Here is an 18964-nt window from a genome sequence, read left to right on the forward strand (position 1 = left end):
TTTTCAGGATAGAATAATGGAAATTATGAAATTCGTAGAATGGTCAAAAACAACCAAAGTCGATGCAGGTCAACTTGACTATCGTTTTTGGCTCGAACATAAAAAACGAAGGACAGGCTATTCAATTACAACATTTGGTTTAAAAAGAATAACACGATTATCTTTGATAAAAAACAGGGAAATATGGTTTCGTTCCTTCAAAGTATGAAACGGAATTGAAGAGTTTGCTCAATGAGTAGGCAATGCTTAACAAGACGGATTGTTTGAACGCCAAGCGGGATCCAAAGGCCAAATGCACGAAAGAAGGGATAATCGGCAGTATTTTGTTTGCAAAGGAAACAAGAATCCCCCACTTCCACCGGCATTAGCCGATAAGTGGAGGCAGTCCCATCTTTTTTTTGTACAGGGGGATGATTGAATATTAATGTGTTCCTAAAAACCCGTACATATATAGAAAAACAAAGAGAAAGGTTAATACGGCTCCTATCATTGTTTGATTAAGTGTGTTTTCATCACTGTTCAAATTTTTTAAAAAGCTTGCTAAATTCAAAAACCACAAAACACCTATTATCGGTAAAATAAGTAAGTATATATATTCCATTCAAAAAACTCCTTTTACTGTAAAGTTTGAACCACTCCCACTTAGCTAACGCTTAAAGTGGAGGATTTCTGGGTAATCCTCCCTATATACATGTAACATGAAGAGTTAGCTTCTCAGTCATCCTCCACACCCTAAGCGCTGCAGCACTTCCTCCGGACGTTCGTGGATGCAGTGGACAAACGGAGCGATGCTTGCATGATATCGTTGCGATCCTTGCGACATATATGGGCGATCGCCGCACCTTTCAGCCATTTCCATAAGCGTTCAATCGGGTTCAGCTGTGGCAAATAGGGAGGAAGGGGAAATAACGGGAAAATACGGCCCTTCTTCCCGCCAAAACGTCTTGACCATTTTGGCATGGTGAATGCAGGCGTGTTCCAACACCAAGACCATGAGACGATCCGGATCGCGCTCTTTGAGCATTCTCAAGAAACCCAAGAACGCCGCGGCATGGGCAGCGGTCGTTTGATGAAGCACCGTTTCGCCATCGTGGAGGTTGACCGCGCCAAACAGAGATGCGTGGGCATGACATAAGAGAGGCTTGAAATCATTAATAACTTAGTGTTAAAGCGTAAGAAGCAGTATCTACCGACTTAGATGGAGTTATTGATAATCCTGCTGGAAATACTGATACACTAGGTTCGCCAATATATAATTGGTGTCCATATTCAATTTTAATGTTAATTGTACCATTATTTTTTGTTGGTACATAAACATATTGTCCCATATATCCTTTGTGTAAAGTAAATTCTGTAGAGCTTCTTAAGTCAAATTCACCAGCAACTCCAGCATTTGGTTCCCAATCACTAGGTAAGTAATCAATTGCATAATCTATCCAGTTTCCATTACCTTGTGGATCTTGACTATATCTATGTTGATGTTGTGTTACTTTTCCATTACTAGTTGGAAGAAAAAATCCTGCACTTGAAGGAAAACCGAAAGTCATTTTATCTACAAGTTCGTAAAAAGGAGATTTTAGCCATTGAAAATTACCATAAATATAAAATTTATCGTAATTTGTTCGATCAGAGGTTACTTTATAAACTGTACCCCATAATTTCATCGTTGAGGACGAAATTGTACCCATCGTTGTAAAATCACCAGAATTATTTACTCCATTTTCGAACGAAAATATTTCAGTTTTTGAATCTTGGATGACAGCTTTATCTTTAATGAGTTGCTTTGCAACTTCTAAAGGCAACATATCTATTTCTTCTTCAGTATGTCCTGTTACATCTTTTAAATATTTTCTTTCTTGCTTTGTTAATTTTTCACTTTTTGAGGTATTATCCACTTCTTTTGCAGAGCTGAAATCATTGAAGAAAAATAATGAAAAAAGGAGCACTAAACTAAATAAATGAAATTTTAATTTTTTCAAATTAATTCCCTCCTTTTAGATAGCTTTGAATTTTATTATAAAATTTATAGTATTTATTGTAAATAAAAATATTTATTGTAAATAAAAAAATTAAAAGGATTTTCATTTCAAATTACACTTGACAAAAAAAGAGGATTGTGATAAGTAAAACCAAAATAGTATTTCTTCCTTTTTATTCCATGCTTCTCTTTGGGCAACATTGCTGTCATGTTTGCCTTTAAAAGTCAAGTACATCTTTTGGTGAAGAACTTTTTTGTTTGGTTGTCAATTTATGTTAGTGAATTTGCTCATCTACAGTAGGTATTTTGTTTGCTTATCCATTGTAAAATATAGGTAAAGGACTCGCACGTCATGTGCTTGGAATCGCCTTGGGCCAGCGCGGTTTTTACGGTCCGCAACAACAAAAGGCTTCCGGTGATCAAAAAGGCGTTGGCGGCTTTCGTCTGCGCCCTTGTGTCTTTCGTCATAGCGGCGGAATCTGCCACGTCAATCCATTCGTCTTCGATCTTGGCTTGCTTCAGCTGCTCATGGACACGAGAGCGCTTTGATGCTTGCGATCAACTTAACCGCATCGCTGGTTCGGGTTTGGCATTGGGGATCCACAGAAACCGTCCGGTCAGAAACAAGTTTGAAATCGCGCCACGCAAAAACCCCCACCGCCAACCGATGGCGATGGGGGAATCGTTAATAAATCGGCGTGTTGTCTTTGTTCATATTTTCCAAAATCTCTTTGACGCGGGCGAGGAAGCGGCCGCAAATGAGGCCGTCCAAGACGCGGTGGTCGAGCGACAAACATAAGTTGACCATGTCGCGGATGGCGATCATGCCATCTTTGACGACCGGACGTTTGACGATCGTTTCCACTTGCAAAATGGCCGCTTGCGGATAGTTGATAATGCCCATCGACTGCACCGAGCCGAACGCGCCGGTGTTGTTGACGGTGAACGTGCCGCCCTGCATGTCTTCCGGGCGCAGTTTGCCGGCGCGCGTTTTCGCCGCCAGTTCAGCGATTTCGCGGGCGATGCCTTTGATCGTTTTTTCATCGGCGTGCTTGATGACGGGCACGAACAAGGCATCTTCCGTCGAGACAGCGATGGAGATGTTGATGTCCTTGCGCTGAATGATCTTATCGCCCGCCCACACTGAGTTCAACTGCGGGAATTCTTTCAGCGCTTGGGCGACCGCCTTGACGAAGAAGGCGAAATACGTCAAATTGAAGCCTTCACGCCGCTTGAACTCGTCTTTGATGGCATCGCGGTACGCGACAAGATCGGTGACGTCGACTTCGACCATCGTCCACGCGTGCGGCGCTTCGTGTTTGCTGCGGAGCATGTTCGCCGCAATCGCCTTGCGCACCGGGGTGACCGGAATTTCGATGTCGCCCGCTCCGGCTTCGACGTTCGGGGCCGCTGGTTTGATCGGCGCTGCCTGCGGCGCGGTTGGCGCGGCAGCGCCAGCCGGTTGAACCGCCGCGGCGGCCGGGGCCGGTTGTTCCGTTCTCGGTTCCGCTTTTGGCGCCGCTTGTTCCGCCGCCGGTGCCGCTCCCGCTTTCGGAATTTGTCCAGACTCAATGAGCTTCAGCAAATCTTTGCGCGTCACCCGCCCGCCAAGGCCGGTGCCTTTCACTTGTTCAAGGTCAATGCCGTGTTCTTGGGCAAGGCGGAGAACGGCCGGCGAATAGCGGCCGTTGTTTGCCCGGCCGGCCTTTTTCGGAGCCGCTGGCTTCGCGTTGTCTTCTGCTTTCGGCGCTTCATCCGCCGGCTTCGCTTCCGGAGCCGGTGCAGCGCCTTCGACTTCGATCGTGCAAATCGGCGCGCCGACCGGGAGCGTCTCCCCTTCTTTGGCGATCAGCTCGCGAATGACGCCGGCAAACGACGACGGAATTTCCGCGCTCACTTTATCGGTGATGACTTCGGCGACCGGATCGTATTTGTTCACTTTGTCGCCCGGGGAGACGAGCCATTTGCTGATCGTGCCTTCAGTGACGCTCTCCCCGAGCTGAGGCATCGTCAATTGTTCGATGGCCACATCGATACCCTCCTATCTCTGCTGCAATGTCTTCACCTTAAAACGCCGCCAGTTCGCGCATCGCTTTTTCGACTTTTTCCGGATTGATCATAAAGAACTTCTCCATCGTCGGCGCATACGGCATGGCTGGGACGTCCGGGCCGGCCAAGCGCATAATCGGCGCGTCAAGGTCAAACAGGCAATGCTCGGCAATGATGGCCGCGACTTCGCTCATGACACTTCCTTCTTTATTGTCTTCCGTAATGAGCAGCACTTTCCCCGTTTTGCTCGCCGCTTCGATGATCGCTTCTTTGTCGAGCGGATAGACGGTGCGCAAATCCAACAGGTGAACGGAAATGCCATCTTGGGCGACGCGCTCGGCCGCCTGCAAGGCAAAATGGACGCAAAGCCCGTATGTGATGACTGTGATGTCATCGCCTTCACGCTTGACGTCCGCCTTGCCGATCGGAAGCACGTAGTCGTCCTCCGGCACTTCCCCTTTAATGAGGCGGTAGGCGCGTTTATGCTCGAAAAAGAGAACCGGATCTTCGTCGCGAATCGCCGCTTTCAGCAGCCCTTTCACATCGTACGGCGTCGACGGCATGACGATTTTTAACCCTGGCTGGTTGGCGAAAATCGCTTCCACCGATTGCGAGTGGTACAGGGCGCCATGCACCCCGCCGCCGTACGGGGCGCGGATGACGATCGGGCAGTTCCAGTCGTTGTTCGAACGGTAGCGGATGCGCGCCGCTTCGGAAATAATTTGGTTGACCGCCGGCATGATAAAATCGGCAAACTGAATCTCGGCAATCGGGCGCAGGCCGTACATCGCTGCGCCGATGCCGACGCCGACGATCGCCGACTCGGAAAGCGGCGTGTCGATGACGCGCTCTTCCCCGAACTGCTCGTACAATCCTTGTGTGGCTTTAAACACCCCGCCTTTCCGCCCCACGTCTTCCCCTAAGACAAACACGCGCGGGTCGCGTTCCATCTCTTCGCGAATCGCCATCGTGACGGCATCAATATACGAAATGACAGGCATCGTCGATTCCCCCTTACTCCTCGGCATACACGTAGCGAAGCGCATGCTCCGGCTCGGCGTACGGAGCCTTCTCCGCATAGTCGGTCGCTTCGTTCACTTCCTTCATGACGCGCGCTTGAATGTCCTCGTCAAGCTGGTCGGTCAAGACGCCGGTTTCTTTCAAATAGTTGGCAAACGACACGATCGGGTCTTTGGCGCGCGCTTCGGCGAGCTCTTCTTCCGTCCGGTAGACGCGGTGGTCGTCGTCCGACGAGTGCGACGTCAGGCGGTATGTCACGGCCTCGATGAGCGTCGGCCCTTCGCCGCGGCGGGCGCGGTCGGCCGCTTCTTTCACGACGCGGTACACTTCAAGCGGATCGGTGCCGTCGACCGTATAGCCCGGCATGCCATAGCCGATGGCACGGTCGGACACCTTTTCGCACGCGAGTTGTTTCGAAATCGGCACGGAAATGGCGTACTTGTTGTTTTCGCACATAAAGATGACTGGGAGTTTATGAACGCCGGCGAAGTTCGCCCCTTCATGGAAGTCGCCTTGGTTCGACGACCCTTCGCCGAACGTGACGAAGGCGACAAAATCTTTCTTTTCCATTTTCGCCGCCAAGGCGAAGCCGACCGCGTGCGGCACTTGTGTCGTCACAGGCGATGAACCGGTGACGATCCGGTTTTTCTTTTTCCCGAAATGCCCGGGCATTTGCCGGCCGCCGGAGTTCGGATCTTCCGCTTTGGCAAACGCCGCCAACATCAATTCTCTCGGCGTCATGCCAAACGTCAGGACAACGCCCACATCGCGGTAATACGGCAGAACATAGTCTTTCGTCCGGTCGAGGGCGAACGCCGCGCCGACTTGCGCCGCCTCCTGTCCTTGGCATGAGATGACGAACGGAATTTTCCCCGCGCGGTTTAACAGCCACATCCGTTCATCGAGCTTGCGAGCAAGAAGCATCGTTTCATACATTTCCAACACCGTGTCATCGCTTAATCCAAGCGCCTGATGACGATTTTGCGCCATCGAAACAAACCTCCCTTAATCGTAAGCGTTAAAAGTGAATCGCCCGGCCATCGACAGCAAGCGCCGCTTCCGCCATGGCCTCTGACAGCGTCGGATGCGGATGGATCGCATGCGCCACTTCCCAAGGAGCCGCATCGAGCACACGGGCGAGCCCGGCTTCGGAAATCAAATCGGTCACGTGCGGCCCGACCATATGAACGCCAAGCAGATCATCCGTGTTCCGGTCGGCGATGAGTTTCACAAACCCTTCCGCCTCACCGAATACAAGCGCCTTGCCAATGGCTTTAAACGGAAATTTACCGACTTTCACGTCATAGCCTTTCGCTTTCGCCTCTTGCTCGGTTAAGCCGACCGCTGCCGCTTCGGGACGGGTGTAAATGCAGCGGGGCACCATCGTATAGTCAATCGGAGCTGGATTGTGCCCGGCCAAATGCTCAATGGCCACAATCCCTTCATGGGCGGCGACATGGGCAAGCTGCAGGCCGCCGATGACATCGCCGATCGCGTAAATGTGCGATTCTTTCGTTTGGCCGAACTCGTTCGTTTGAATATATCCCTTCTCCACGACAATCTCGGTGTTTTCCAGGCCGATCCCCTCAATGTTCGCCTGACGTCCGACGGAAACAAGCATCTTGTCGGCCGCAAACGTTTTCCGCTCGCCTTGATGCTCCGCTTGAATGACAACGCCGTTTCCTTTCTCGAGCGTTTCCGGCAGCACCCGCGCTCCAGTGACGATGTTGACGCCGCGGCGGCGGAGCAGTTTTTCCATTTCTTTTGACACGTCTTCATCTTCTGTTGGCAAAATGCGATCGGCATACTCAAGCACGGTGACATCCACGCCGAAATCGTTCAGCATCGACGCCCATTCCATGCCGATCACGCCGCCGCCGACGATCAAGATGGACGATGGGAGCGTCTCCATTTGCAGCGCCTCATCGGACGTCATCACGAATTCGCCGTCCGGCTCGAGCCCCGGCAGCGTGCGCGGGCGCGAACCGGTGGCGATGACGACGAATTTCGGGACGAGCATTTCGTTTTCGCTGCCGTCGTTCATTTCGACCGACACCGTCCCCGGCAGCGGGGAAAAGATCGACGGGCCGAGCAGGCGGCCGGTGCCGGCGTATACATCGATCTTCCCTTTTTTCATCAAATGCTGCACGCCTTTGTGGAGCTGCTCAACAATCGCCGCTTTGCGCGCCTGCACTTTGGCAAAATCAAGGCGCACGCCGTCGGCGATGACGCCAAACGCCTCGCCGTTTTTCGTTTGTGCGTACACTTCGGCACTGCGAAGCAGCGCTTTGGACGGAATGCAGCCAGCGTGCAGGCACGTGCCGCCGAGCTTCCCTTTTTCCACAACGGCCGTTTTCAACCCGAGCTGCGAGGCGCGAATGGCGGCCACATAGCCACCCGTTCCTCCGCCGAGAATGACGACATCGTATTCTTTTGCCATCTTGCCTTCTCCTTTCTGTCCGTTGCCGCATCAGCGCCGGGCTGGAACCGGCGAAACGGCCTTGCCTGGATACACTTTTTCCTCTTCTTCGCCGCGCAGGACGCGAAGCGCGCCTTCAGCGAGCGCCTGCAGTTCGTTTTCGCCCGGATGGACGATGACATCGGCGATCCATTGCACGCGGCGAGTGATCTGTTCGACAAACGATTTGCCATACGCCAGTCCGCCGGTCAAAATGATGGCGTCGACTTTGCCGGAAAGCACGGCGCTTGCCGCACCGATTTCTTTCGCCACTTGGTACGCCATCGCCTCATACACGAGCTTGGCCTTTTCATCGCCGGCTTCGATCATTTTCTCGACTTTCACCGCATCATTCGTGCCAAGATAACCGACAAGGCCGCCGCCGCCGACGAGCATGTTCATGATCTCTTCGCGGTAATATTCACCAGAGAAGCATAAAGCAACCAAATCGCCCGCTGGCACCGTCCCGGCGCGCTCCGGGCTGAACGGGCCTTCGCCGTCAAGGCCGTTGTTGACATCGACGACCCTTCCTTGCTTGTGGGCGCCGACCGTGATGCCGCCGCCCATATGGGCGACGATCAAGTTCAGTTCGTCATACCGTTTCCCAAGCTGCTTGGCGACGCGGCGCGCGACCGCCTTTTGGTTTAAAGCATGGAAAATGCTGCGCCGCTCAATGAGCGGAAATCCGCTGATCCGGGCAATTGGATCGAGTTCGTCGACAACGACCGGATCGACGATAAACGCCGGGATGTTTAAGGCCGAGGCGATCTCATGCGCCAAAATGCCGCCGAGGTTGGACGCGTGCTGGCCGGAATATCCGCGCCGCAAATCTTCAAGCATCGCCTCATTGACGCGATACGTTCCGCCTTCGATCGGACGGAGAAGCCCTCCGCGGCCGCAGACGGCGCTCAACTTCGATAAATTGATTCCTTCTTCATCCAGTGCTTGCAAAATCGTTTGCTTGCGGAACTCATACTGGTCCGCGATCGTTTTATATTGCCGAAGCACGTCCGCCTCATGGCGGATCGTTTTTTCGAGCAATGGCCGTTCGTTTTCAAAGACGCCGATCTTCGTTGAAGTCGAGCCTGGATTGATCGTTAAAATGCGAAACTTCTGCTCTTCCATCGTTGCTGTCCCTCCATCATCCGCCGGCGGGGCGGAAGGCCGCCCCTCGCCACTATTAGCGGGCGCGGCGGCGGCTTAAAATATGATGGCCGTTTTGCAAAAATTGGCTGCGCGCTTTGCGCATCGTTTCAATTCGTTCTTCGGCCATCCGGTCAGCGGCCACATACGTTGGAATGTTGTCACGCTTGGCGATGGCAAACACTTTTTCGATGTTGTCATAAATTTGCTCGATTTTTTTCATCGCCCGTTCACGGTTGTAGCCGTACAGCTCATCGGCGACGTTGATGACGCCGCCGGCGTTGATCACATAATCTGGTGCATAGACGATGCCCATTTCATGGATCATGTCGCCATGGCGCGGCTCTTTCAGCTGGTTGTTCGCCGAGCCGGCGATCACTTTCGCTTTCAGCTGCGGAATCGTTTGGTCGTTGATGATGCCGCCGAGCGCGCATGGAGCAAAAATGTCGCACTCCACGCCGTAAATGTCGTTCGGGTCGACCGCTTTCGCCCCAAATTCCTCGACCGCGCGCGCCACCGCTTCCTTGTTGATGTCGGTAACGATGAGTTTCGCTCCTTCTTCGTGCAAATGGCGGCATAAATGGTAGGCGACATTGCCAACCCCTTGGACGGCGACAACTTTTCCTTCAAGCGAATCGCTGCCAAACGCTTCCTTCGCCGCCGCTTTCATCCCGCGATATACGCCGTAAGCCGTGGCCGGCGACGGGTTGCCGGATGAGCCGAATTCCGGCGAAATCCCGGTGACATAGTCCGTTTCCTGATAGATGATGTCCATATCGGCAACGGTCGTGCCGACGTCTTCCGCCGTGATGTAGCGGCCGTTCAGCCCTTGAATGAACCGGCCGAACGCGCGGAACATCGCCTCGTTTTTATCTTTGCGCGGATCGCCGATGATGACCGTCTTGCCCCCGCCTAAATTAAGGCCGGCGGCCGCGTTTTTGTACGTCATGCCGCGGGCGAGGCGCAGGGCGTCTTCAAGCGCCTCTTCTTCCGAATTGTACATCCACATGCGCGTCCCGCCGAGCGCCGGGCCGAGCGTCGTGTCATGAATGACAATGATCGCCTTCAATCCGGATTCTTTGTCTTGGCAAAACAACACTTGCTCATAATCATATTTTTCCATATATTGAAACAGTTCCATCACTGATGGCCTCCTTCATCTATTTCATTTTGCTGCCGAACAAATAGCAAGCGCCAACGAATACAGTTTGCTTTCCGCCGAGTCGGCGCGCGACGTCAACACGATCGGCGCCTTCGCCCCAGCGATGACTGCGCCGACGCGTGCGTTCGCAAAATAGACGAGCGACTTATACAGCATGTTGCCGGATTCAATGTCCGGCACAAGCAAAATATCAGCCTGTCCAGCCACTTCGCTTTCAATCCGCTTATGCTTCGCCGCCGCCAGCGACACCGCGTTGTCCAACGCAAGCGGTCCGTCAACAAGGCAATGTTCGATTTGCCCCCGCTTTTGCATCATTGCGAGCGCCGCTGCATCAAGTGTTGCCGGCATGGCCGGATTGACCGTCTCCACCGCCGCCAGCGCCGCGACTTTCGGGCGCTCGATGCCGATGGAGCGCGCGATGCTGACGGCGTTGTTGACAATTTGCACCTTTTGCTCCAAATCCGGAGCGATGTTCATCGCCGCGTCGGTGACGATGACAAATCGTTCAAACTCCGGCACCTCAAAAACAGCGACATGGGACAACACCTTCCCAGCGCGCAACCCATACTCCTTGTTCAAGACCGCTTTCAGCAGCGTTGCCGTCGGCACATGCCCTTTCATCAACGCATCCGCCTCGTTCAAATGGACGGCGCGCACGGCAAGCTCTGCGGCTTGCCCGATCGAATTCGCATGAACGACATCGACGTCGGAAAAGCGGGCGCATCCTTTTTCCTTCAACAGCCGTCCGAGCCGCTCCCGATCGCCATAAAGCACAAAGCGTCCGAGACGGTGTTCGAGCGCCATCGCCACCGCTTCAATCACTTCTTCATCTTCCGCCGCCGCCACGGCCACCGTCCGGTCCTGGCATTGTCTTGCTTCTTGCACTAACGATTCAAGCTTCATCATCTGCACCAACCTTTTCTGCAAATCGTGCGGCACAGTCTTTTTATGCAAAAACTGTGCCAACCAAAAATGACTGAAAGCGCTTTAAAACACACTACCTTCGCAAACAGATATGTGCAATATTCTTCACTCCGCGCAAATTATTGCATGATATTTTTGTCAAGCCCGTATTTCTCCAGCTTGTAATATAAATTGCGCACCGAAATGCCAAGCGCCCGGGCCGCCGCTGTTTTATTGCCGCGATGGCGGCGAAGCGCCTGCTCAATCAAGCTCGCTTCGTATCGGCTCACCATTTCCTCAAGCGGCCGAATCTCCTCTTCCGTTTCCACTCGATGAGCCGGCACTGACGAAGGCGAAGCGAGCGGCGGCAAATGCGTCGCATCGATCATCACTTCATGAAATTTCATGAAAATCATCGCCCGCCCGAGCACATTTTCGAGCTCGCGGACATTTCCCGGCCAATCATAGGCAAGAAGCTTCGCCATCGCTTCATCCGTGACACCTTCGACGTTGCGCCCGTAATCTTGGTTCAGTTTCTGGATCAAACGCCGGCAAAGAGCTGGAATGTCTTCCTTGCGGGCACGCAGCGGCGGAATATAAATCGGCATCCGATTGAGCCGATAGTATAAGTCTTCGCGAAAGGCGCCTTCGGCAATCGCTTTTTCAAGGTTGACGTTCGTGGCGGCGATGACGCGGACGTTGATCGGGATCGGCTTCGTCCCGCCGACGCGGACGATCTCCCGCTCCTGCAAGACGCGGAGCAGCTTCGCCTGCGTGCTGGCCGACAGTTCGCCGATTTCGTCAAGGAAAATGCTTCCGTTGTTTGCTTCTTCAAACAGCCCTCGCTTGCCTCCGCGCCGCGCGCCGGAAAACGCTCCTTCCTCATAGCCAAACAGTTCGCTTTCCAATAATGTTTCCGGAATGGCCGCGCAGTTGACGCGGATAAACTTGTTATACTTTCGGTCGCTCGCGTTGTGAATGGCGTGGGCGAACAGCTCCTTGCCCGTCCCCGATTCCCCCCGCAGCAAAATCGTCGCCGGCGTTTTCGCCGCCAGCTTCGCCTGCTCGATGGCAACCTTCATCTCTTCCGACTCGCCGACGATGTCGGCAAACGAATATTTCGCCTCCAGCGTGCGGATGATTTGCCGCGCCCGATTGAGTTCAGCCGTCAGCCGCTGAATTTCTGACACGTCATGAATGACGCCGACGCTCCCTTTCAATACGCCATCAACAATAATCGGAGCGACATTGACGATGACATCCCGGTTTTTCGGTCCGACTTTCATGCGCACCCCGCGCACCGGGCGGCGCGTTTTCAATACTTGCATATGCATGCTTTCCCCTTCGGCGATGTCCGCGGTCGCCGGTTTGCCGATGACGTCTTCCTCTGTCAAACCGGTGAGCCGTGTATACGCCGGGTTGATCAAAATGCCGTTCCCATTTTCATCGACGACGGAAATCGCCTCTTCCGACGAATGGATGATCGCTTCGAGCATCATGCGGACTTCTTTTAAGTCGGTGATTTCTTCCGCCAAAGCGACAAGCTCGGTGATGTCCTTGAATACCGCGAGCGCCCCAAACAGTTTGCCATTGTCATCGATGATCGGGATGCGGGTGGTGATCAATTTTTTTCCATTGGCCAGCTCCACTTCTTGGTGAAACTCCGTCTGCCTCGTTTCGAGCACGCGCGGCAAGCCGCTTGACGGCAGAACGGTCAAAATATGCTTGCCGATCACTTTGTCTTTATCGACTTCAAGAAGCTCCGCCGCGCTTTGATTCATATCGGTAATGTAAGCATATTCATCAACGACAATCATGCCATCGTGGGACGAATGAAAGATGAGCGCGCGCCGGGCCGCTTCGCTTTTCAATTTGGCGATGAGCGCTTCTTTTTCTTCAACGAGCTCGGCCATCATCTGCGCGACTGCACTTGGGACAATATTCGCCCCCTCTGGCGCCAATCGACGGATTTCCTCAAGGACATCCGCCTTACCCGTCGTTTCAATGACCAAATCAAGCGGCTCGGCCATCCATGGACGCCAGTCGCTCGCAGCAGCGATGCCCCATTTTTGCGCCAGTTGCACCCCCGGAGCTTGTTCATCGACGTCAACAACCGCCACAACGTCAAATCCCGACGCCCCGTGAAGCAGCTTCAAAAGCGACATTCCGCGCGAGTCAGCCCCAATGATCATCACTTTTTTCATGTCCATCCACCACACTTTATAGTATGCCAATTTTTGCAGACACTTTTATCATACTTGATTTGCTCTTTCCTTGACAAACGCCCAATAACCGCTATGATAGTCGATAAGGTCACTCTTTTCGGAAAGGAACGCGATCGCGATGGGGCGAATGATTGCGCTGTTGATTTTAGTCATTCCCGGGCTTGGAGCGGCGCTTGGCATCAAATGGATGCGCGATGCGTTGTTTGGCATCAACGGGCCGCTGTTTTCTGCCTTATGGCTCCAATTTCTCGCCGGGCTCGCGCTGTTTGCCGCCGGGCTGGCGTTTCTCGGCGGTTTTTTGCTGCACCGCGACCGGAAGCGAAACAAAGTGCAGGCGCGTTTTCAACGAAAACGAAAAACGCCTTGACCCGGAACGTTTGATGCCTATTGCACTGGGAAAACATCCATTTCAAGGCAAACAAAAAACGCCTTAACGTCTCTCGTTAAGGCGTTTTCTCTTTCCATTGCTTCGCTTGGCGCGGGTAGTCGGTGAAGACGGCGTCAACGCTATAAGCAAACATCGTTTTCATCACATTTCGCTTATTTACCGTAAACGGGCGGACCGCCACCCCGCGCCGCCGCGCTTCGGCGGCAAATTCCGCCGTCACCGTCCGATAGTGCGGATGCACCCCGTCGGCGTTCATGGCGCGCACATACGTCCATGGGTCATACAGCGGCTCGATGTACAAGAGCGCCGTCTCGATTTCCGGTGCAAGCGTTCGGCAAAGGCGCATGCTATGATGATTGAACGATGACAAAATCGTCCGCTTCTCAAGCCCATAGCGGCGCACGAGGGAGATCGTTTTTTGCTCAAGCGTTTCGTAGGCGATGAGGCTGTTTTTCAGCTCGATGTTGACCGCCATCCGTGTTGATGACAGCCAAGCAAGCACTTCCTCAAGATGCGGAATCGGACAATGGCCGTGCTTGCCGTCCCACATGGCCGCCGCGTTCAATCGGCGCAGTTCGCGGTACGTGATGTCTTTCACCCAGCCGCTTCCATCCGTCGTCCGGTCGACCGTTTCGTCATGAATGACGACCACTTCGCCGTCTTTTGTGAGCTGCACATCCAATTCAATGCCGTCCGCTCCCGCTTTTTCCGCCTCGATAAACGCCGCCATCGTATTTTCCGGGTGCGTCCCCGCCGCCCCGCGGTGGGCAAAAATCAATGTCATTTTGCCTTCTTCCTTTCGCATTCATTCGCCGTTCAGCCAACGAGCTGGCCGAAACCGGCGGTCGTTCGTTATACTAAAAGCAATACTATGAACAAATGAGGTGAGATGATGCAGCCGTTGAAAATTTCGCTGGAAACGGCGCAAAAGCTGGCCAAAGCGCTCGGCGTGCCGATCGAGCAGGTCATGCATATGCCGCCGCACATTCTAGTGAACAAGCTGCTGGAATTGGAGAAGAAAGAAAAGGAAAACAGTTCATCTTAACTTTGCGCAACATCAACCGTAAAGAGTTTGTCGCCTGCAAGAAAAGACGCCCCATCCGCGGGGCGCCTTGCCGATGCATCACCGTTTTCTCATGGCCACTTACGACGCTTTATGCTCGAGCCGCAGCTTATCCGCCACCATCGCGATGAATTCGGAATTGGTCGGCTTCGCCTTCGAAACGCTCACTGTGTAGCCAAACAGCGAGGAAATCGATTCGAGGTTGCCGCGGCTCCAAGCGACTTCAATCGCATGGCGAATGGCGCGCTCGACGCGGCTGGCGGTCGTATTGTATTTTTTTGCGATGTCTGGATACAACACTTTCGTAATGGAGCCGAGCAGTTCGATGTCGTGGTACACCATCGCGATCGCTTCGCGCAAGTACAAATAGCCTTTAATATGCGCCGGGACGCCGATTTCATGGATGATGCTCGTAATGCTCGCATCCAAATTTTTCGGTTTGTTGTCGCGCGCCTGATAGGCAGAGCCGGTTTTTCTGACCATCGGCGCCGTTTTGCCGTGAATTTGCCGAATGTGATGGACCAAATTCTCCATGTCGAACGGTTTTAAAATGAAGTAGGAAGCGCCGAGTTCCACCGCCTTTTTCGTGACATCCTCCTGGCCGAACGCCGTCAACATAATGACGCTCGGCTGATGCTCACAACCAGCGCGGACTTTCTCAAGCACGGCCAACCCATCCAAGTGCGGCATAATGATGTCCAGAAGCAAAATATCAGGCCGCTTTTCCTCGAGCATATGAAGGCAGTCTTGGCCGTTATACGCCGTGCCAATCACTTCCATGTCCGGCTGGCTGGAAATATATTCGTCAAGCAATGTCACCAATTCGCGGTTATCATCAGCAATGCACACCTTAATGCTCAAAACGATCGTCCTCCCCCACTTTTTCTTGCTATGTAACATTCCGTTAACGTACATTCGACAGCAGCGGCAAAAAATCCTTTTATTTTTCAAAAAATAAAAATTATAACAAAAAATGAGTTTATTAGACAATATTCGTTTTCACCAGCGATGCGTTTGTCGAAAAATCTTTACACATTTCATTTTAACGGATGTTTCACCAAATATCTATGCCAAACCGGCAAAATTTTTGCCGCCTTTTTTGAAAAATTTTTAGTGGCAGCCTAAACAATATTGCGGAATCAATCAAGCCGCTCACAGCATTTCGAATCATTGGCCTTTGGATGATCATGAAGAGACGAACGGTGATCAAATGATCGTTCGTCATTTCACCAAATATACGCAAGAATCGAATGTTGGCTGCCGGGAAAAAGCGAGCCGACGTGGTCAGCTCGCTTTCTTTCGGTTGCCATATAGATCAATTCCTGCTTCTTGCAGCATCCATTCGATATGGACGCCGTATCCTGACGTTGGGTCGTTGACAAACACATGTGTCACTGCACCGACGAGTTTTCCGTCCTGGATGATCGGACTGCCGCTCATCCCTTGGACAATGCCCCCTGTTTTCTTTAACAGGCGCGGGTCGGTCACGCGAATGACAAGCCCTTTTGTCGCCGGAAATTTTTGCGGAATGGTGCTGACAATTTCCACATCAAACTGCTCGACTTTGTCGTTTTCCACCACTGTCAGCATTTTCGCCGGCCCTTCTTTCACTTGGCTGGCCAAAGCGACGGGAAGCGGCTTTGTGAACGGACCGTCCGGCAGCGGTTTCGTCAGCTTGCCGAAAATGCCAAACGGGCTGTTGGTGGTGATCGTGCCGATCACTTCTTCGCCGTCGGAAAAGCGGGCTAATTTTTCACCTGGATTGCCGCTCGTCCCTTTTTCGATCGATGTGACAGTCGAGCGCATAATTTGTCCGTTTTGCACGACAATCGGCTTTTTCGTATCCATATCGGAGATGACATGACCGAGCGCGCCGTACGTTTTCGATTTCGGATCGTAAAATGTCATTGTCCCGATGCCGGCGGCCGAGTCGCGGATGTACAGACCGATGCGGTACACGTCGTCATGCTTGTCTCTCAGCGGAACGAGCTTCACCGTCATGGAGTGCTGATCGCGCAGAATTTTTAGATGAAGCGGCTTTCCGGTTTTTCCGGCTTCCTCAATGAAAGGGGAGAGGTCGCTCATGTTTTCGATTTTTTGGCCGTTAATGCCGGTAATAATGTCGCCGACTTGAATGCCGGCTGCCTCTCCCGGCGATTTTTTCCCGTTTTCGGTTTCGACAAGGTGGTAACCGACGACAAGAACGCCGACGGTATTGAGCTTGACGCCGATCGATTGCCCGCCGGGAATGACTTTGAGCGTCGGCAGCACGTTGACATCCACTTGCTTGATCGGCATTCCGGCGACGTGCAACACCATCGTTTCATGTCCGCGGCGTTTCGCCTTTACAGACAGAGAACCGTTTTTTCGCTCAATGTTGAGCGTTTCGGGAGCGTTTCGGTCATTGACAGCCGCTTGCACGGGAAGGGAAGCGGCAGGAAATTCAACTGCGTCGCCTTCAAACAAGACAAGCTGCTTCGGAATTTGCCAATATTCCTTCATCGGTTTGGAAAAAGCGATGGCCGTCAACATGCCAAGGAGAAGCGCTCCTGCGATTTTTCGCGCCGTTTCTTTATTCAATGTCGTCCACTCTCCTCGCTCCCGCCTACACCATGCAAAAACGGTTACAGTTTTAATTTTGCCTGAACCGGGGAAAATATAATCGCCATGCCGATAAAAAAGCTGCCCGGAATTGGATGGACTTGCATCCGGACAGCCGCGCGGCTTTTTGCTTATCTTTATGAAACGCCGTAGTTCTCTTAAGGAAAGCGGGCGCCAAGACAGAACAGGCAGGCGGCATCGGCCCTCTTTGAGAGGGATGCGCCTCCCCTCGACGAACAGAGGAAACAGGAATCAATGTTTCATTTTCGCCGCCAGTTCCAACAGCTCTTTGGCATGCCGTTTCGTCAGCTCCGTCATCTCGACGCCGGAAATCATCCGCCCGATTTCTTTCACTTTCTCCTCCTCATTGAGCTTCCTCACGACTGTTTTCGTCCGTTCCCCATCCGTCTCTTTGGCGATCAACAAGTGCGTGTCCGCCATCGCGGCGACTTGCGGCAGATGGGAAATGCAAAGCACTTGCGACTGGCTGGCGATGCGGTAAATTTTTTCCGCCATCGCCTGGGCGACGCGTCCGCTGACGCCGGTGTCGACCTCATCAAAAACAATCGACGTCACTCCTTGATGTTTGGAAAAAATCGTTTTCAACGCCAGCATAATGCGCGACAGCTCGCCGCCGGAAGCGACTTTGACGAGCGGTTTTAACGGCTCGCCGACGTTCGTCGAAATGTAAAACTCGACGACATCGATGCCATCTTCTTGGAACCTAACCGGCACGCCGTCAACCAAGGGGGCGTCAAGCGATGCTTCGCGCTTGGCAAATACGATGTCAAATTTCGTTTTGTCCATGTATAAGTCTTTCAGTTCTTGATGAATGCGCTCAATCAGGCGCCGGGCATACGTTTGCCGAACAGCGGTGACGTTTTTCGCCTCCGTGAGCAACTCGTCCGTCACCGCAGCGAGCTGCTGCTTAAGCTCATGCACATGCGTTTCACGATTTTCGATTGTCTCGATTTCCTCGGCGATCGTCTCGGCATAGTGCAAAATATCGGCGATCGTCGCTCCGTATTTTCGTTTGAGCTGCCCGATTTCCGCGAGGCGGCTTTCAATGGCATCGAGCCGCGCTGGGTCGTACTCCATCTCCTCAATTTGATCGCGCAGCTTGTACATCACTTCCTCGAGCAAATAGTAGCAGTTCGCCGTCGTTTCGTGCGCTTCTTTGAGCGCCGCATCCATGGCGGCGACGTCATCGAGATGGCGCATCGCCTCCCCGATCGAATCAAGCCCGCGCCCCTCGCCGGCCAGCGCCTCATAGCTTTTCTGCAACGCGGTATAAATTTTTTGAAAATTGACGATGCGCACCTTTTCTTCCATCAGCCGCTCGTCCTCGCCCGGCTCGAGCGCCGCCTGTTCGATTTCGCGCAGCTGAAACGTCAGCAAATCGAGCCGATGCGCCATTTGCTGCTCATTTTCGCTCAGCTTTTTCAATTTGTTTCCGAGCGCCTCATACCGCTCATAGACGGCACGGTAGCGGGCAAGCGCCTCTGCCGCCTCTAGGCCGCCGAACTCGTCTAAAAGCGGCAGATGGCGGGATGGATCCATCAGCTCTTGATGTTCATGCTGGCCGTGAATATCAACAAGCGTCGCCCCAATGTCGCGCAGCACCGCCGTGGTGACGAGCTTGCCGTTAATGCGGCAGACGCTTTTGCCGTTGGCCAAAATGTCGCGGCGCAACACGATCATGCCGTCGCTGGCGTCGATGCCAACGTCCGCGCATTTTTGCCAACACGGATGGCGGTCATCATCAAGCAAAAACAGCCCTTCGATTTCCGCCTTTTCTGCTCCGAAGCGGACAAATTCAGCGGAGCCGCGCCCGCCGATCAACAAATGAATCGCGTCGATGATGATCGATTTGCCGGCTCCCGTTTCGCCGGTTAACACCGTCAGCCCTTTGTCGAACGACAGCGAGAGCGACTCGATAATGGCGAAATTTTTAATCGACAGCTCGGCGAGCAT

General features: G+C 53.0%; 17 protein-coding genes and 2 pseudogenes. 3 read left to right on the top strand and 16 right to left on the bottom strand.

All coding sequences use genetic code 11. The features are described from left to right. Positions 1 to 208, top strand: a pseudogene (locus tag BRO54_RS20250) (hypothetical protein); the annotation flags it as partial. 524 nt (positions 209 to 732) lie between these two features. On the opposite strand, the gene BRO54_RS21010 reads toward BRO54_RS20250, so the two are convergent. From BRO54_RS21010 to BRO54_RS13535, 12 genes and pseudogenes are all read right to left on the bottom strand, one after another. After that, on the bottom strand, positions 733 to 960 hold the full coding sequence (locus BRO54_RS21010; protein ID WP_368483960.1) for a transposase: 228 nt from the start codon (positions 958 to 960) through the stop codon (positions 733 to 735). Beyond that, the gene (locus BRO54_RS20925; protein ID WP_289668591.1) at positions 866 to 1078 is read right to left on the bottom strand and encodes a hypothetical protein; all 213 of its coding nucleotides are present in this window, start codon (positions 1076 to 1078) and stop codon (positions 866 to 868) included. The genes BRO54_RS21010 and BRO54_RS20925 overlap by 95 nt, the downstream gene beginning before the upstream one ends. Positions 1079 to 1151: 73 nt before the next feature. Beyond that, positions 1152 to 1979, bottom strand: coding sequence for a hypothetical protein (locus BRO54_RS13490; protein WP_074044284.1), 828 nt, complete (start codon positions 1977 to 1979; stop codon positions 1152 to 1154). A gap of 347 nt (positions 1980 to 2326) precedes the next feature. Further along, positions 2327 to 2518 (bottom strand): annotated as a pseudogene (locus BRO54_RS13495) (IS1634 family transposase); the annotation flags it as partial. A gap of 145 nt (positions 2519 to 2663) precedes the next feature. Further along, positions 2664 to 4007 carry a dihydrolipoamide acetyltransferase family protein gene (locus BRO54_RS13500; RefSeq protein WP_074044285.1) on the bottom strand — a complete coding sequence of 448 codons (1344 nt, stop codon included), beginning with the start codon at positions 4005 to 4007 and terminating at the stop codon, positions 2664 to 2666. Positions 4008 to 4044: 37 nt separating this feature from the next. Then, entirely contained in the window at positions 4045 to 5028 is a 984-nt protein-coding gene (locus BRO54_RS13505) for an alpha-ketoacid dehydrogenase subunit beta (RefSeq protein ID WP_011231859.1), read from the bottom strand. Positions 5029 to 5041: 13 nt separating this feature from the next. Beyond that, entirely contained in the window at positions 5042 to 6037 is a 996-nt protein-coding gene (locus BRO54_RS13510; RefSeq protein ID WP_011231860.1) for a thiamine pyrophosphate-dependent dehydrogenase E1 component subunit alpha, read from the bottom strand. A 28-nt stretch (positions 6038 to 6065) separates the two neighbouring features. Continuing rightward, on the bottom strand, positions 6066 to 7487 hold the full coding sequence (gene lpdA, locus BRO54_RS13515) for a dihydrolipoyl dehydrogenase (RefSeq protein ID WP_074044286.1): 1422 nt from the start codon (positions 7485 to 7487) through the stop codon (positions 6066 to 6068). Between the two features lie 30 nt (positions 7488 to 7517). After that, positions 7518 to 8630, bottom strand: a complete 1113-nt coding sequence (gene buk / locus BRO54_RS13520) for a butyrate kinase (RefSeq protein ID WP_011231862.1) — start codon at positions 8628 to 8630, stop codon at positions 7518 to 7520. A 55-nt stretch (positions 8631 to 8685) separates the two neighbouring features. Continuing rightward, a complete protein-coding gene (locus BRO54_RS13525) occupies positions 8686 to 9789 on the bottom strand; it encodes a leucine dehydrogenase (protein WP_011231863.1) in 1104 nt (367 codons plus the stop codon). A 24-nt stretch (positions 9790 to 9813) separates the two neighbouring features. Beyond that, positions 9814 to 10713 carry a phosphate butyryltransferase gene (gene yqiS, locus BRO54_RS13530; RefSeq protein WP_011231864.1) on the bottom strand — a complete coding sequence of 300 codons (900 nt, stop codon included), beginning with the start codon at positions 10711 to 10713 and terminating at the stop codon, positions 9814 to 9816. A gap of 140 nt (positions 10714 to 10853) precedes the next feature. Further along, entirely contained in the window at positions 10854 to 12917 is a 2064-nt protein-coding gene (locus BRO54_RS13535; RefSeq protein WP_074044308.1) for a sigma-54 interaction domain-containing protein, read from the bottom strand. 139 nt (positions 12918 to 13056) lie between these two features. Here BRO54_RS13535 and BRO54_RS13540 point away from each other — a divergent pair, with 139 nt between their 5' ends. Continuing rightward, positions 13057 to 13305: a DUF2627 domain-containing protein gene (locus tag BRO54_RS13540; RefSeq protein ID WP_011231866.1), complete on the top strand. Its 249-nt coding sequence runs from the start codon at positions 13057 to 13059 to the stop codon at positions 13303 to 13305. Positions 13306 to 13381: 76 nt separating this feature from the next. On the opposite strand, the gene BRO54_RS13545 is transcribed toward BRO54_RS13540, so the two are convergent. Beyond that, positions 13382 to 14110, bottom strand: coding sequence for a glycerophosphodiester phosphodiesterase (locus tag BRO54_RS13545; RefSeq protein ID WP_074044287.1), 729 nt, complete (start codon positions 14108 to 14110; stop codon positions 13382 to 13384). Between the two features lie 108 nt (positions 14111 to 14218). Between BRO54_RS13545 and BRO54_RS13550 the strand changes: the two genes are divergently transcribed. After that, a complete protein-coding gene (locus BRO54_RS13550) occupies positions 14219 to 14371 on the top strand; it encodes a YycC family protein (RefSeq protein ID WP_074044288.1) in 153 nt (50 codons plus the stop codon). Between the two features lie 99 nt (positions 14372 to 14470). Here the strand turns inward: BRO54_RS13550 and spo0A are convergent, their stop codons facing one another. From spo0A to recN, 3 genes are all read right to left on the bottom strand, one after another. Next, positions 14471 to 15289: a sporulation transcription factor Spo0A gene (gene spo0A, locus BRO54_RS13555; RefSeq protein WP_025038882.1), complete on the bottom strand. Its 819-nt coding sequence runs from the start codon at positions 15287 to 15289 to the stop codon at positions 14471 to 14473. Between the two features lie 384 nt (positions 15290 to 15673). Further along, positions 15674 to 16969, bottom strand: a complete 1296-nt coding sequence (spoIVB, locus tag BRO54_RS13560; protein ID WP_074044289.1) for a SpoIVB peptidase — start codon at positions 16967 to 16969, stop codon at positions 15674 to 15676. A 273-nt stretch (positions 16970 to 17242) separates the two neighbouring features. Further along, positions 17243 to 18964, bottom strand: a complete 1722-nt coding sequence (gene recN, locus BRO54_RS13565) for a DNA repair protein RecN (RefSeq protein ID WP_074044290.1) — start codon at positions 18962 to 18964, stop codon at positions 17243 to 17245.

It is taken from the genome of Geobacillus proteiniphilus (assembly GCF_001908025.1).
In the GTDB taxonomy this organism is placed as follows: domain Bacteria; phylum Bacillota; class Bacilli; order Bacillales; family Anoxybacillaceae; genus Geobacillus; species Geobacillus proteiniphilus.